This window comes from Guyparkeria hydrothermalis (assembly GCF_023555385.1).
Lineage (GTDB): Bacteria > Pseudomonadota > Gammaproteobacteria > Halothiobacillales > Halothiobacillaceae > Guyparkeria > Guyparkeria hydrothermalis_A.
In genome coordinates, this window is sequence record NZ_JAJSED010000001.1 from 364,713 (window position 1) to 379,218 (window position 14,506).

A 14,506-nucleotide genomic window follows, 5' to 3' on the forward strand; every position below is an offset into this window, starting at 1 on the left:
AGCCTAAGGGGGGCTCAGGTTTTTGGGCCGAGCAGGTTCACTTGACCGCTATGCCAACCGTCGTTGTCCGTTAAAACGAGGGATTTTGTGACCAAGCGCCTTCTTTTCGTGGTGAACTCTCCGGAATTTTTCCTCTCGCATCGACTTCCTGTTGCACTTGCCGCGAAGGATTCCGGCTATGAGGTGCACGTGGCGACAGCGCCGGGGTTGGCGGTAGAGAGGATTAGGCAATTTGGGCTGGAGCACCATGCCGTGCGGTTATCGCGCTGCGGCAAGAACCCGTTCCGAGAGCTCGCCAGCCTTTGGGCGCTGTGGCGCTTGATGCGGCATTTGCGCCCGTCACTAGTGCATACAGTAACCATAAAGCCGGTTTTATACGGCGGTCTCGCGGCGCGCCTCGCAGGAGTGCCGGCGATGGTGGCCGCGGTATCTGGGCTGGGTTCAGTATTTGGTTCCGGAGACCGGAAAGCTGGGCTTGTTCGGAGGCTGGTCCAAACACTCTATCGGTCGGCGTTGGGTCACTCCAACAGCGCCGTGATTTTCCAGAACCCGGACGACAAGAACACCCTGTTGCAAATTGGGGCGGTCAGGCAGGGCCAGGCGCGGTTAGTCCGCGGCTCGGGTGTAGATCCGGGCGAGTACCCGTTTTTGCCTGAGCCCGAAGGTACCCCGGTGGTCACCATGGCGGCTCGCTTGCTCATAGACAAGGGCGTTCGGGAGTTTGTGCAGGCGGCACGTTTGCTTCTTCAACGAGGGGTAAAGGCGGAATTTCGGTTGATCGGTGATCCCGATCCGGGTAATCCGGCCACGGTGACCCATGCGGAATTGGAGGAATGGCGCGCAGAAGGGCTAGTGCGGTTGCTCGGCTTTTGTCGTGATATTGCTGAGCGATATGCACAGTCTCACGTTATATGTTTGCCGTCATTTTACGGAGAGGGGCTGCCCAAGAGCCTTGTGGAAGCGGCCGCCTGTGGGCGGGCGGTGGTAACCACGGATATGCCAGGATGTAGAGATGCGATCGAACCGGGCAAGTCCGGTCTGCTGATCCCAGCAAAAGACGCCGACTCTCTCGCCGACGCGATTGCCTATTTGATCGACCATCCAGCAGAGCGACGTGCCATGGGCGCCGCTGGCCGGGCACTCGCCAAACGCGAGTTCGCCATCGAGAAGATTGTTGAACAGCATCTGGCGATATATCGAGAACTCGAGGGAGCCGATGCCTGATACACAACATGTTCTGGTGACAGGAGCCAACGGTTTCGTTGGCTCACGGCTGATTGAAAGGTTGGGTGCGGTGCCGACTTACACGGTATCAGGTGCGGTACGTCAGGTAACGGAACAGAGCGCCGAGGGGGGGCGACGATATGCCGTCGGGAGCCTGAACGCACAAACCGATTGGCGCTCCGCGCTGGCGGGAACGGACGTTGTGGTGCACACGGCTGCTCGCGCCCACGTCATGGCGGATGCCACCACCGATCCCTTGTCGGAGTACCGACGGGTGAATGTAGACGGCACGCGGGTGCTGGCGCGTCAGGCTGCCGAGCAGGGTGTGCGGCGTTTCGTGTTCATCAGCTCGGTGAAAGTGAACGGTGAGCGAACGGAAACGGACGCGCGCTTTTCTGCCGACGACGAGCCGTCACCCAGAGATGCCTACGGGGTTTCGAAGTTCGAGGCGGAACAGGCACTGCGTGAGATCTGTTCGGAAACCGGCATGGAGATCGTCATCATTCGTCCGCCACTGGTCTACGGCCCCGGGGTAAAGGGCAACTTCGCCTCGATGATGCGGTGGGTGCAGAAAGGTGTGCCGCTGCCGCTAGGTGCTGTGAACAATCGCCGCAGCCTGGTTGCGCTGGATAACGTGGTTGATCTGGTAACCACTTGTATCGACCATCCGGCGGCCGCCAATGAAGTCTTTCTGGTGTCGGATGGTGAAGACCTTTCCACGACTGATCTGCTGCGTCGCGTGGGTAAAGCGATGAACAGGCCGGCGCGCCTGATTTCCGTGCCGACGCGTCTGCTTGCGGGCGCGGCGGCGATGTTGGGCAAGCGCGACGTGGCGCGGCGTCTGCTGGGGTCGTTGCAGGTGGATATCTCGAAGACAAGGGATGTGCTGGGCTGGGAGCCGCCGATCTCTGTGGATGAAGGGTTGCGGCGGGCAGTCGAACCCTTGACGAGGCTGTAGGAGTGGCCGTGGCCGCGAACGGGTTTGGTGCCATGGTACGGGCGTGGCCTGTTCGCGCTTGAAGGCGCTCCTAAATTTGGCTCAGGAGCGGCGTTTTTTTCTAATTTTTTGGAGCTTTCGTGTTCCGTTTCTTTGATGTTGTTTTGTCCTTTCTTGGACTGGTCGTTGGCCTTCCCCTGCTGCTTCTCCTGACGGTGATCGGCTGGTTCGACACCCGTTCGCCGTTATTCCGCCAGGAGCGGGTAGGGCGTGGGCGCAAACCGTTCACACTGGTGAAGTTTCGAACCATGCGGCCTGACACCGCTTCCGTAGCCACTCACCTGGCCAGTGCCTCGGCCATTACGCCGTTCGGGCGGTTTCTCCGCCGGTCCAAGCTTGATGAACTGCCGCAGTTGTGGAACGTGCTCAAGGGCGAGATGAGCCTGGTCGGCCCGCGCCCCTGCCTGCCGAACCAGGAAGAGCTTATGGCCGAGCGGGAGCGGCGGGGCGTGTTCGACGTGCGCCCGGGGATCACCGGGCTGGCGCAGGTCAATGGCATCGACATGTCCGATCCGGAGCGACTGGCGGAGGTGGATGAACAGATGGTCAAGCAACTGTCGTTGAGGGGCTACTTCCGTTACCTGCTCCTGACTGCTACCGGCAAGGGGGCGGGGGATCGGGTGCGCGGCTCTTGATACTCATTTTGAGATCTTTGGAACGCGGTTCGAGCTTCGTGCATTCGAGAGCGCAACTCGCGGCTCATGCCCGTGACAAAATGCCGTCTAAATCTTGTCGGCCGCCAGGCCGTCGCACTTGTTTGCATGGATGACGTTCAGTGTCTCTGATCGCACGTTTTAAGCATTTCCTTCGAGAGTTGCCTTCTGTTTACAAGCGCGGCCTGATGGTCGCACTGGATCTTTTGTTGATTCCGTTCGCTCTTTGGGCAGCGTTGTCGTTGCGCTACGGGGAGTGGTTCACGGATTTCAATCGTGCCGCGCTGGCTTTTTTGGGACTGGTGTCCTTCACCATTCTGGTATTCGTTCGGCTCGGCCTGTACCGGGCGGTGATGCGTTTTCTGGGGTGGAAGGCGTTTGAACAGATAGCGATGGGCGTGGCCGGCTCAACGTTGGTGCTGTTAGCGATTCTCTTGCTGCACCCGGAGGCCCAGTTGCCCCGGTCGACGTTCGTGATCTATGGCCTTCTCTTGTTTGTGCTGGTGGGGGGCTCTCGTTTTCTTGCGAGGCGTGTGCTTGGTGCGACGCCCGCTAGCAGAGGGCGTGAGCGAGTTGCTGTCTACGGAGCGGGCGCCAGCGGTCAGCAAGTCGTGGGCATGCTCAGCAAGGGCATCGACTATCAGCCGGTTGTTTTTCTCGACGATGCGGAGGATATCGAGGGGCGCGAGATCGATGGCCTGCGGGTAGTCAACCCGAAACAGCCGGGTCTGGTGCGCATTCTTGAGCGGATGGGGGTGAAATCGATCCTGCTGTCGGTGCCTTCAGCCGATGCGGCCACACGGCGTTCGATCCTCAATTTCCTTGAGCCGTTGCCGTTTCATGTGCGCACGGTGCCGGGTATTGAGGACATCCTTTCGGGACGGGCATCACTGGATCAGGTTCGAGAGGTTGATATCGAGGACCTGCTTGGCCGAGAGCCGGTTGCGCCTCGACCGGAGCTGCTTGGTAAGTGCATCACTGGCAAAACCGTGCTAGTTACCGGGGCGGGCGGCTCGATCGGCGCAGAGCTGTGCCGTCAAGTGGTGGCTCAAGGGGCATCTCGACTCATCCTGTTCGAAGTGTCGGAGTACGGCCTCTACTCGATCGATCAGGAATTACGTGGCATGCCGGCTGTAGCGAACGGTGATGTGGAGGTGGTTGCTGCCCTAGGTAGTGTGCTGGACGAGCGCCGCCTGGTTCGCCTGTTTGCTCGTTTCTCCGTGGATACCGTCTATCATGCCGCGGCCTACAAGCATGTGCCGTTGGTCGAGCACAACCCGATTGAGGGGCTATCGAACAATGCGTTGGGCACCTTGATCACAGCGCGGCTTGCCGCGGCGGCGAGCGTGTCTCATTTCGTTCTGATTTCCACCGACAAGGCGGTGCGGCCGACTAATATCATGGGCGCGAGCAAGCGCCTCGCCGAGATGGCATTGCAGGCACTCCAGCCCGATTCACCCGATACCGTGTTCAGCATGGTGCGCTTCGGCAATGTGCTGGGATCCAGTGGCTCGGTCGTGCCACTGTTCCGTCGGCAGATTGCCGAGGGCGGGCCGATCACCGTGACGCATCCGGACATCACTCGCTACTTCATGACCATCCCGGAGGCCGTCGAACTGGTCATCCAGGCGGGCAGCATGGCCCAGGGGGGAGACGTATTCGTGCTCGACATGGGTGAGCCGGTCAAGATCGCGCAGCTTGCCCGCCGGATGGTTCACCTTAGCGGCCTGGAGGTGCGCGACGAGGCTCACCCGGACGGCGATGTCGAAATCATCTACACCGGTCTGCGCCCCGGGGAAAAGCTGTTCGAGGAATTGTTGATCGGTGAGGCGGTCAGTGGCACTGAACACCCCCGCATATTGCGCGCCAGTGAAGATTGCCTTACATGGGTCGTATTCGAGAAACGGCTCGCCCGTCTGCGCAAGGACATGGATCGTTTCGATCTTCCTGCTGTGCGTTCCCATCTCGCCGACGTGGTGAGCGGGTACGAGCCGCATCACCGGATTGAGGATTACTGTTGGTTGGATAAATCGGGTTGATTCTGGCCGCGGACGTGTCGAGATGTTCGCCGGGAGGCTGGTGCCTCGCCCAATGATGCCTGCCAAGTCCCGTCCCGGTATAGCGCGCGCTACAATGGCGCGCCCCATTGTTCACGGACGACTCAGATTCATGCCCTTTCTTCCCAAAACCGACGTTCGGATCTCACCCAAGTGGGATGGCTGGTCATGGAGTATCGTCGGGCTTTTCACGTTGGTGATCGTGACACTGCCGTTTGGGCGCAGTGTCAATGCGCCGCTGGCATTGCTGGCCCTGGTTGCCATCTGGCTATTGGCGACTCGCTGGAAGGAGGTGCTTGGCCGCCCGGCGATTCGCTGGTTGCTCGTCCTGATTGCGGCCATCTGGGCGCCGCAGCTGCTGGCGCTTCTCGGGGCGGAAAATTTCGACCGGGCCTTGAACACGGCCGCCTATTATCCTTTCTACGGCCTCGCCGCATTGCCGGTGGTCTGGGCTGCCACTCGGCATGACGTCACGCCCGTCCTTCTGAATATCGTGCTGGCCGCTTCGCTGTTCTGGGCGATTGACGGCTTGATCCAGTTTTTCCTTGGCTCCAACCTGCTTGGCTTCCCCTACAACGAGCGGCGTCTGACCGGGATGTTCCACCCGAACCTGACCATGGGCGTGGTGATGGCGCAGTTACTGCCGCTCGTGCTGGAGGCGACCCGACGCCTTATGCATCGCCACTGGGCGTGGGGGGTGGCGTTACTGCCTATCCTGATGACGATCGTGCTCACCGGCTCGCGGTCGGCCATGTTGGTCATGGGTCTTGCCGTGCTCGCCTATGGTGGTCTGGTTGTCTGGCGTTACCGTGTTCGTTGGCAATGGATCGCGGCGGCAGTGCTTGGCGTGGTTCTCGCCATCAGCGCCGTGCTTGCCGTATCGCCGCAGACCCGTGACCGGGTAATGGTGACGGCCAAGGTGTTCGACATGGATCGCGAGGCGTTCAATGCTGCGACGGCCATGCGTGGAGATGTCTGGATCGCAGGCTGGCAGCTGGTCCAGGATGCTCCGTGGACCGGCGTGGGCGTGCGTGGCTTCGAGGCCCTCGCGGTCGATCGTGGCTATAGCGAGGTGCGCTACACGCATCTTCACCTCTTTGCCATGGATGTTCAGGTCAGCACCGGGCTGGTCGGCCTTGCGGCGTACCTGCTGGGCTACCTCCTGTTTGTTGCGTTCCTGTGGCGGTCGGGAGGTGATCGAATGGTCGGCGGCGCGTCGGTGATTGCGGTCGGGCTGGCATTGTGGCCACTGAATACCCATTTCGGCTTCTATGCGTCCTACACGCTGGCGGTCGTGTGGCCCATCATTGGTCTCGCGACCGCGCTCGTGGTGCGCAGGGAATCGGGGAAGAGGGTGGGCGACCAGGTCGATTGACCCAGTCGGGAACTGTGTTTTTGCGCCAACGATCGGCCAGAGAGGGCCATCGCCTGCTATCCTCTCGTCAGATTTGAACCTCCCGGCTCCGGTCGGGAGGATGTCTTTTTGTTGACCAACCAAGAAGGAGATCTCGATATGGCTTTCCAACTGCCTGATCTGCCGTACGGCTACGGTGACCTTGAGAAGTCCATCGACGCTCAGACGATGGAACTGCACCACTCCAAGCACCACAACACCTACGTCACCAAGCTGAACGACGCCATCAAGGACACCGAGTGGGACGACAAGTCCATCGACGAGATCATCGCGAACGTCTCCAAGCTGCCGACTGCCGTACGCAACAATGGTGGTGGTCACTTCAACCACGACATGTTCTGGAAGATGATGTCGCCGAACGGCGGTGGCAAGCCGAGCGGTGCGCTGGCGGACGACATCGCCTCGACCTTCGGTTCGTTCGACGACTTCGTCGAGAAGTTCAACAACGCCGCGCTGACCCGTTTCGGTTCCGGCTGGGCCTGGCTGGTCGTCGACGGCAGCGGCAAGCTGCAGGTCACCTCCACGCCGAACCAGGACAACCCGGCGATGGACATCGCCGAGGTCAAGGGTAGTCCGATCCTGGGGCTGGACGTATGGGAGCACGCCTACTACCTGCGTTACCAGAACCGCCGCCCGGACTACGTCAACGCGTTCTGGGACGTCGTCAACTGGGACGAGGTGGTCAAGCGTTACGACGCGGCGAAGTAAGCGGGCCTTTAGCCACAACGAGAAAAGCCGGGCAATGGGCCCGGCTTTTTTGTGTCTACCACGATTTGATCAGGCAAAAAAACCGCCCGGGAGGGCGGCTTTCAATCATCTCTTACGGCCGTGGTCGTTTAGAATTTATATCCAAGGTTAACCACGATGGCCGACTCTTCCAGCGAGATCTCTTGCTCGTTGTTCATGTCGCCTTGTTGTCCGCTGTTTGCCGGAGCAGTGAAGGTCTCTTTCGGCGCGTACATGTACGAAGCACCAATGTTCCAGTGGTTGTTGATCTCGTAGGTAAAGCCTGCAGTGTAATGCTGCTCAACAACTGCCGGGAAGATCAGGTTGTTTGCTACCTGCTCACTTTGGACAGGAGATTTGCCGTAGTTGAAGCCTGCGCGTACGGCCAACTTCGGAGTGACCTGATAGTCCGCGGCAATGGCATATACCACCTGGTCATCCCAGTCCGGCCCGAGATCCATCTCGAAACCGTTCGGGCCGGAGACAACAAAGCTGTCCATGGTTCCTGCCCAGTTGATCCACTTTACGTCACCCGAGATTTCGAGGCCTTCCATCGGGCGGATGGTGCCGCCGACAGAGAACTGCTGCGGGAGATCCATGGATGCTGTGTAGCGGCCTGCGGGCATCTGATTGCCCTGTACTTCAATCTGACCGTGAGACAGATTGTATTCTAGATCTTGGAATTTTTGCTCCGTCCGGTATGACGCACCAACGGTGACCATGTCATTGACGTCGTAGATCACACCGAGGGTCGCGCCAAGGCCGAAGGCGTTGGCGGACTGTGACATGTCTACGTAAGCCGGAGGAAGCGGTTGTCCCGGGATATCGCCGGCGGTCAGAGCCGATCCATCCGCGTTGGATGTAATGCCCTGCTTGAAACCGAGCTGCATGTAACCGATGTTGAGTGCGCCACCAATGGTGAGTCGGTTATCAACTTTTACAGCGAGAGCCGGCGACATCTGGAAAACACCCAGCTGCGAGTAACCCTGGAAGGTGGTGTTCCCCGCATCGTCGGCTGGGAACAGGTAGTCCACGCCGAGACCGGAGGTGGCGTACATGCCGCCCCCGAAATAGACGTTAGAGCCTTCGCTCACAGGTGCCGACCAACCGATCGACGGTACGCCATACAGATCAGTTTCACTGTCCTGGGCCGGGGCTCCGCCACCGAGACTTACGGAGCGTTCGGGCATGAACGCTTCCATGGAGAAATCGGCGCCCGGCTGAACAACGCCGATGCCTGCCGGGTTACTGGTGGCCGTCATAGCGGAACCCGGGTTGGACGTGACCGCACCGGCCATGCCCATTTGGTAGCCGCCCACACCGATCAGTTGGTAGCCATTGGTTGCGTAAGCTGCGCTGCTAGCGAAAGTCGCGCCGGCGATCGCGGTTGCCAGAAGTGTCCTTTTGAAGGTCATTCCTCTTTCCTCTCCTGTCGTCAATTCCATTGCCTGAAATTGTTGTTTTTAGTCCATGTCGCCGACAGTCCTGTCGGCTTGCAGAGCACGTTGATCGGGTCTGGCTATCCCTGCCAAGGAAATCCTTGCGGCCGTCTGCGTCGGCCCGCCCGGATCAGCGACGACAGCCAACCTATCAGAAAGTGGTAATTTTCCTATTCAAAAACATTAAGTGGTAATCAAAATTTCCTACCGCTATGCGCAGGTATGTTTTCCATATATTAGAGACGACTAATAAGAGTAACGATTTAGTGTTGTAAGTGTATGTATGCACGTAGAAAACGTGTGTTTGCGTTTGGCGTGAGTGCTCGTCAGCTGGGGTTTTCTGGAAAACCCAATGCGTGCTGCGCCGTTGTTTTTTCGAAAACGGGTGGCAGTGATCAGGCTGCGGGCCTCGTGAATTGGCGGACAAGAGCGGGGCAAAGGAGGAAGAGAAAACATGGCAGTAGCCCGGTTGACGGCGTGGCGGCGCCAGCATCGGTCGGATTTGGGCTAGGGTCGTGGTAGGGCGAAACTTACTGCGTAGACAACACGGCGTGGAGGCACGGATGAAGCTGATGACATGCTCGATCGATGGTCGACAGCGGATCGCCATGCACATGGGCGGCGCGACGGTAGCGGATCTGGGAGCGGTGTCGGATGAGGTTCCCGAGACGATGATCGCGTTGATCGAGCAGTGGGACGATTGGTCCGGTTCACTGGAGCGTCTTGCCGAACAGGCCCCGCGTCGGTCGCTGTCGGATGTCAGGGTCGAGGCGCCGATTCCGTGTCCGGTGCGCGACATCTTCTGCGTCGGCAAGAACTATGCAGATCACGTCAACGAGGTGAAAGCCCTCGGCTACGGTTCGATCCCGAGTCATCCGATCGTCTTTTCCAAGGCCACGACGACGGTCAACCGGCCGGATGGGCTGGTCGAGCTGTCGGCGGACCCGACGGAGACCACCGACTACGAAGGCGAGCTGGCGGTGGTGATTGGCAAGGGCGGGCGCTATATCGACGAGCGCGACGCACGCGACCACGTGTTCGGCTACACACTGATCAACGACGTCTCCGCACGGTATCTGCAGGGCCGCCACGTGCAGTGGTTCCTTGGCAAGAGCATCGACGGCTACGCCCCCATGGGGCCTGTGATCGTTACGGAAGCGTCGGCCGGAAACATCCGCGACTGGCGGCTACAGACACGCGTCAACGGCGAACTGCGTCAGGATGCCGTGCTCGACCAGATGATTTTCTCCGTCCCGGAGATCATCGCCACGATTTCCCGTTACGTGACACTTCAACCGGGCGACATCATCGCCACCGGTACCCCTTCCGGCGTGGGCGCAGGCCATGAGCCACCGATCTACCTAAAGCAAGGTGATGAGGTGGTGGTGAGCTGTGAGGCGGTTGGGGAGTTGCGGTCCTGCTTTGTTTGATTTGGGCGCAGGGGCGTCAGCGGCCCGCAGTTGCGGACTTGATGCGTCGTGTGAATTCCCGCTTCCGGAGGATTGACGAGATGGTCGCCATCCGTCATCCCCGCGGAAGCGGGGATCCACGGGGGGGGATAGACGATGCATCTGGATTCCCGCCTACGCGGGAATGACGCACTTAACCTCGTCGGGTTTGATCTGCCTATCAAAGATCGACGGACTCTCCCTGTTCCGGCATTAGCACCTGCGTTCCGTGCAGGGCTTGGCTGAATGTCTCCATCACGTCCTCTTCCCCGTGGACTAAGATGGTTCGATCCGGCCGGGTGGCGGCATGCCAGGCGAGCAGTTCGTCACGATCGGCATGCGCTGAAAAGCCGTTGATGGTGTGAAGCTTCGCCTTGACCGGGATGTCCTCGCCGAACAGGCGGATCCGCTCGGCGCCGTCGATCAGGCGGCGTGCGAAGGTCCCCGGTGCGGCCCAGCCGACGAAGATCACGCTCGCCTCGCGACGCCAGAGGTTGTGCCGCAGGTGATGGCGCACCCGCCCGCCGGTGCACATGCCCGATCCGGCCATGATCACTGCGCCACCACTTAAGCGGTTGAGCGCCATCGAGTCGGCCGTTTCCCGGGTGAAATGCACGCCGGGCAGCCAGAACGGATCGTCGCCGCGCTCGAACAGGGCGCAGGCGTCCTCGTCGTAACACTCGGGGTGGTGGCGGAATATCTCGGTAGCCGAGATGGCCATTGGTGAGTCGAGAAATACGGGCAATGTGCGAGGGATCACGCCTTGATCCACGCCCTCGCGCAGGTGGTAGAGCAACTCCTGAGCACGTTCGAGAGCGAACGTGGGAATGATTACGTTGCCGCCGCGCTCCATGGTCTCGTTGATGATGTCGTACATCTCCTGGATCGAGGGCGCCAGCGGCTTGTGGTCGCGATCGCCATAGGTGGTTTCCATCACCACGGTCTCGGCTGGCGGTGGCGGCACCGGGTCGCGCAGGATCGGGCGATCGCTGCTACCGATGTCGCCGGAGAAGATGATCGCCTTGTCGACCTCGCCATCTCGATAGGTGATGCGGATGCTCGCGGAACCAAGGATATGGCCGGCATCGTAGAACGTGGCGGTCACGCCGGGGGCAAGCTCCAGCTCATTCTCGTAATGCGCCTTGCGGCCGAACAGGTCCATGGCATTCAGCGCATCGAGCTCGCCATAGAGCGGTTCGAGCGCCTTCTTGCCCCGGCGCTTGGCCTTGCGTGCATGGCGCTCGGCTTCTTCCTCCTGCAGGTGCGCGGCGTCGAGCAGGACGACCCGAGCGAGCTCGCGCGTGGCCGGGGTGGCAATGATCTCGCCGGTGAAACCTCGCTTGACCAGCAGCGGGATGCGTCCGCAGTGGTCGAGGTGCGCGTGAGTCAGTAGCAGGATATCGATCTGGCTGGGATCGAAGCCGAACTCCGCGGCATTCTCCTCGTCGATCTCGCGCCCGCCCTGGAACAGGCCGCAGTCGACGAGCACCTTGAGTCCGTCGAGTTCGAGAAGGTGGCATGAGCCGGTTACGCCCCGGTTCGCGCCGTGAAAGGACAATCGCATCATGGTCGGCCTCCGTCGAAGAATCCCGTCGTCCCTGTCGCAGTATCCATGAGCTTACAACGTAACGTTCGTTGGGGAGGCATCGGTTCACAGCGGTGATCCACAGAATGGCTCAACAGCCAGCGGAGATCCCGTGGCGGGGCGACCGGAAGGCCAAAAAAAAGGCCGCCCATCAGGAGCGGCCCAAAACCTCGGAGAGGCGGGAAGGGACTCAGAATTTGTAGGTGTAGCCGACCGTGGCTTCGTATTGCTTCATGTAGATGCTCAGGTCCTGTTCGGCGGCACCCACGGTGAAGTCACTCAGCAACTCGTTCTTGCCGTCGACCCGGACTTCCGGGGCGTACATGACGGCACCGTGCATCTGGTGGTGCTTGTTGAACGCATAGCTAAAGCCGGCGGTGTAGTGGTTTTCCGTTACGCCCGGCGCGATGGTGTTGAACAGGGCATCCTCGCTGCTGACCGGGTTGTCGCCCCGGTTCCAGCCTGCACGGAGCTGCAGTTTCGGCGTGGCTTGCCACTGCATGCCGAGCTTGTAGACGTTGATGTCATCCCAGCCGAAACCGATGCCGTCCTCGCCGCCAAGGCACTTTGAGGAATCGCCGTCGGTGCACTGAAACAGGTAGTCCATCGAGGGGTTGGAGATGGACTTCACGTCCTCGTACTTGATGCGTTGATAGTCGAACGTCAGCGTGAGGGTGTCGGTCACGTCAGCCGCCATGCCAACGGTCCACGTGGGCGGGATGTCGAAGCTGCCGCCTTCGGCAAACAGGCCGGAGTACTCCTCAAACTCATCCATGTGGATGCGCGACTGATAGCTCGCACCCAGGGTGAAGTTGTCGGTCGGCGAGAACGTCAGGCCGATCTTGCCGCCATAGCCCCAGACTTTGTCGTGGCCGTTGCCGTTCATGTTGTCGCTATCGGTCGAGAACGAGCCGGGACGGTCCCCGCCGGCATTGGGGTACCGCGCGGCCAGCAGCGGGCCGAATTCGCCGGAGCCGTTGAAATTGTCGAGGCCGTAGGCCCTGAATTTCTGACGCGCGATGACTGGACTGATGCCGATCGAGAGCGTGTCGTCGAAGAGCTTTCGTGCATAGGTCGGGGTGATGAACAACTGTTCCAGGTTTACCCCGGTACGGCCGGAGCCGAATGTGCCCTGAGGGTTGTCGCCGCCGAAGCCGAGGTAGTTGCCTGATTCGGCCGGATAGTCGGTGTTCATCCCACCATTGCCGTACATGGCAATGCCGAACGAATCGTTTTCCGTCAACGCATAGCTGGCAGCAAGACTGGGGATATAAAAGGCCTCGCGGTCACTACGGCCGGTCCCTTCCACCGAGAAGGCTTCGGTGGGGAGCGCATTGAGCGCGATCGAGAGAGCGTTGTCGAGAAAGCCAGCCAGTTGCGGGTCAACGACGCCCAGGATGCCGGACAGCTGCTGCGCATCCGGATCAACGACATTGTCGATTGGCAGGAAACGGGTTTCGTAGTCGTATCCCCGAATCGGCCGGAAGTACGAGACGTCAAACGTGACCTGGTCGTCAACGTCGGTGAGGGTGGCTGGGTTGTTGGCGATGGTCATGGCGCTATTGGCGGAAAAGGCGACACCGCCACCACCCATGCTTTTGCTCTTTACCCCGTAGCCGTGCGCGAAGTAACCGTTTGTCGCGTGAGCAGATCCCATGGCCATGATCCCGCCGGCCACGGCCGTCGCTAGCAATGTTCGTTTCAAACTCATGCTCGATGATCTCCTTGCTGTTCAACTTCCGTTATGAATCGTGTTTCAGTCCGTGACACCAACGTCCTGGTCGGTCCGCAGAGCCAGCTTGATTCGTGAACTTTGGTCGTACGCGACTGAAGTTCTTTGCCTCGGAGCAAAAGCCTGCCGAGGGGAGGGCGGGAAGGACATAGTCAAAAAGGCGGGATTTGAGCAGTAAAAAAGTGTGGTTGCCCCGGGGCGCCGTTTGCGGTCCCTTTGCATTAGTCCGTTGGCAGTAGGCCGGTTGGCACAACGGCATCAGCCCCCTGGAAGGGATCGATGCGCACAGCGGCGGGGTAGAACCGTCGTGAGGCGAGATGGGTCATAGTGAGTGGTCACGTCGGGGGTTGTCGTATCTCGTGGGTGCCACTCGGGTACGATCGTTCGGCGAGCGACGGCTACTCGGTCGCAAGCGCTAATTCGCACAGGTAGGTGCACGAAAATGGTCAATGAAACAAAGCACGGTCCCGCTCAGCTCAGGATCCTGATCGTCGATGACGAGCGCGACGAGATTGAAGAGTTGGAGGAGCACTTCGGGAATCACGGAATCCCTTCCGTGGGTGTGACGTCGGCAGACGAGGCGCGCACCGAATTTCTGGAGAATGCCGAGATTGCCGTCCTGCTGGTGGATATCGGCATGCCGGGTGAAGACGGGGTGTCCTTCATCGACTGGGCTACCAGGCATTACGAGGGCGACCGGGTTTTCGAAGCCGCGATATTTTCCGGTTATCGCTCGCGCGAAAAGGCCTTGGATGCCATGCGGGCAGGGGCGCGTGACTATTTCGAGAAACCGGTGGACCTGGACGAGCTCGTTATCGCGATGAAGGATGCGCTTGAGCGCGTCGCCCGCCGTCGGGAACGGATGGCGTTCAACCGGCATTCGCTGCCCATGGACGCATTGGACGGCTCCCTCTCGGAGATTCGAGCGGAATTGTCGGAATTGCGCGAATCGATTGGCTCTCGCCGTGAGTCAGGCGAACCGACCGCTGAGTTGGCGGATGACCTGAAAGATATCCAAGCGCGAATGGATCGTCTGACCAAGCGGCAGAAGGAGGTAACCCAACTGGTTGCCGGTGGCCATTCCAACTACCAGATCGCTTGTGAGCTGGGCATTTCGGAAAATACCGTCAAGCTGTATGTGTCCCAGATCCTCGACACCCTGGGTGTCTCGAATCGCACGCAGATCGCCCTTCTTGCCCACCGGCTCCAGCAGGCAGCGTCGTGACGCGTT

11 protein-coding genes are annotated in these 14,506 nt (G+C 60.1%); 8 read left to right on the forward strand and 3 right to left on the reverse strand.

Annotated features, from left to right (window positions below; all coding sequences use genetic code 11):
* The first annotated feature begins 87 nt into the window (after positions 1 to 87).
* From LV476_RS01815 to LV476_RS01840, 6 genes are all read left to right on the forward strand, one after another.
* On the forward strand, positions 88 to 1,224 hold the full coding sequence (locus LV476_RS01815) for a glycosyltransferase family 4 protein (RefSeq protein ID WP_250072696.1): 1,137 nt from the start codon (positions 88 to 90) through the stop codon (positions 1,222 to 1,224).
* Positions 1,217 to 2,182, forward strand: a complete 966-nt coding sequence (locus tag LV476_RS01820) for a UDP-glucose 4-epimerase family protein (protein WP_250072698.1) — start codon at positions 1,217 to 1,219, stop codon at positions 2,180 to 2,182. The genes LV476_RS01815 and LV476_RS01820 overlap by 8 nt, the downstream gene beginning before the upstream one ends.
* 119 nt (positions 2,183 to 2,301) lie before the next feature.
* Complete coding sequence (locus LV476_RS01825; RefSeq protein ID WP_250072700.1) at positions 2,302 to 2,856, forward strand: sugar transferase; 555 nt, start codon at positions 2,302 to 2,304, stop codon at positions 2,854 to 2,856.
* A gap of 206 nt (positions 2,857 to 3,062) precedes the next feature.
* Positions 3,063 to 4,913: a polysaccharide biosynthesis protein gene (locus LV476_RS01830; RefSeq protein ID WP_434062829.1), complete on the forward strand. Its 1,851-nt coding sequence runs from the start codon at positions 3,063 to 3,065 to the stop codon at positions 4,911 to 4,913.
* Between the two features lie 130 nt (positions 4,914 to 5,043).
* On the forward strand, positions 5,044 to 6,306 hold the full coding sequence (locus LV476_RS01835; protein ID WP_250072704.1) for an O-antigen ligase family protein: 1,263 nt from the start codon (positions 5,044 to 5,046) through the stop codon (positions 6,304 to 6,306).
* 138 nt (positions 6,307 to 6,444) lie between these two features.
* Positions 6,445 to 7,053 carry a superoxide dismutase gene (locus LV476_RS01840; RefSeq protein WP_250072706.1) on the forward strand — a complete coding sequence of 203 codons (609 nt, stop codon included), beginning with the start codon at positions 6,445 to 6,447 and terminating at the stop codon, positions 7,051 to 7,053.
* Positions 7,054 to 7,181: 128 nt separating this feature from the next.
* On the opposite strand, the gene LV476_RS01845 is transcribed toward LV476_RS01840, so the two are convergent.
* Positions 7,182 to 8,486 (reverse strand): OmpP1/FadL family transporter, encoded by a 1,305-nt coding sequence (locus LV476_RS01845; RefSeq protein WP_250072710.1) that lies wholly within the window; start codon positions 8,484 to 8,486, stop codon positions 7,182 to 7,184.
* 638 nt (positions 8,487 to 9,124) lie between these two features.
* Between LV476_RS01845 and LV476_RS01850 the strand changes: the two genes are divergently transcribed.
* The gene (locus LV476_RS01850; RefSeq protein ID WP_250072711.1) at positions 9,125 to 9,940 is read left to right on the forward strand and encodes a fumarylacetoacetate hydrolase family protein; all 816 of its coding nucleotides are present in this window, start codon (positions 9,125 to 9,127) and stop codon (positions 9,938 to 9,940) included.
* 199 nt (positions 9,941 to 10,139) lie between these two features.
* Here the strand turns inward: LV476_RS01850 and LV476_RS01855 are convergent, their stop codons facing one another.
* Complete coding sequence (locus LV476_RS01855; RefSeq protein ID WP_250072712.1) at positions 10,140 to 11,525, reverse strand: MBL fold metallo-hydrolase RNA specificity domain-containing protein; 1,386 nt, start codon at positions 11,523 to 11,525, stop codon at positions 10,140 to 10,142.
* A 208-nt stretch (positions 11,526 to 11,733) separates the two neighbouring features.
* Positions 11,734 to 13,254, reverse strand: coding sequence for an OmpP1/FadL family transporter (locus tag LV476_RS01860; protein WP_250072713.1), 1,521 nt, complete (start codon positions 13,252 to 13,254; stop codon positions 11,734 to 11,736).
* Positions 13,255 to 13,717: 463 nt separating this feature from the next.
* Here LV476_RS01860 and LV476_RS01865 point away from each other — a divergent pair, with 463 nt between their 5' ends.
* Complete coding sequence (locus tag LV476_RS01865) at positions 13,718 to 14,500, forward strand: response regulator transcription factor (protein WP_250072714.1); 783 nt, start codon at positions 13,718 to 13,720, stop codon at positions 14,498 to 14,500.
* Positions 14,501 to 14,506 lie beyond the last annotated feature (6 nt).

What these genes read in the sequence shown, in the direction of transcription:
- LV476_RS01820 (WP_250072698.1), top strand. Translation starts at nt 1,217, where the DNA reads ATGCCTGATACACAACATGTTCTGGTGACAGGAGCCAACGGTTTCGTT.
- LV476_RS01830 (WP_434062829.1), top strand. Translation starts at nt 3,063, where the DNA reads ATGGTCGCACTGGATCTTTTGTTGATTCCGTTCGCTCTTTGGGCAGCG.
- LV476_RS01835 (WP_250072704.1), top strand. Translation starts at nt 5,044, where the DNA reads ATGCCCTTTCTTCCCAAAACCGACGTTCGGATCTCACCCAAGTGGGAT.
- LV476_RS01840 (WP_250072706.1), top strand. Translation starts at nt 6,445, where the DNA reads ATGGCTTTCCAACTGCCTGATCTGCCGTACGGCTACGGTGACCTTGAG.
- LV476_RS01845 (WP_250072710.1), bottom strand. Translation starts at nt 8,486, where the DNA reads ATGACCTTCAAAAGGACACTTCTGGCAACCGCGATCGCCGGCGCGACT.
- LV476_RS01850 (WP_250072711.1), top strand. Translation starts at nt 9,125, where the DNA reads ATGGGCGGCGCGACGGTAGCGGATCTGGGAGCGGTGTCGGATGAGGTT.
- LV476_RS01855 (WP_250072712.1), bottom strand. Translation starts at nt 11,525, where the DNA reads ATGATGCGATTGTCCTTTCACGGCGCGAACCGGGGCGTAACCGGCTCA.
- LV476_RS01860 (WP_250072713.1), bottom strand. Translation starts at nt 13,254, where the DNA reads ATGAGTTTGAAACGAACATTGCTAGCGACGGCCGTGGCCGGCGGGATC.
- LV476_RS01865 (WP_250072714.1), top strand. Translation starts at nt 13,718, where the DNA reads ATGGTCAATGAAACAAAGCACGGTCCCGCTCAGCTCAGGATCCTGATC.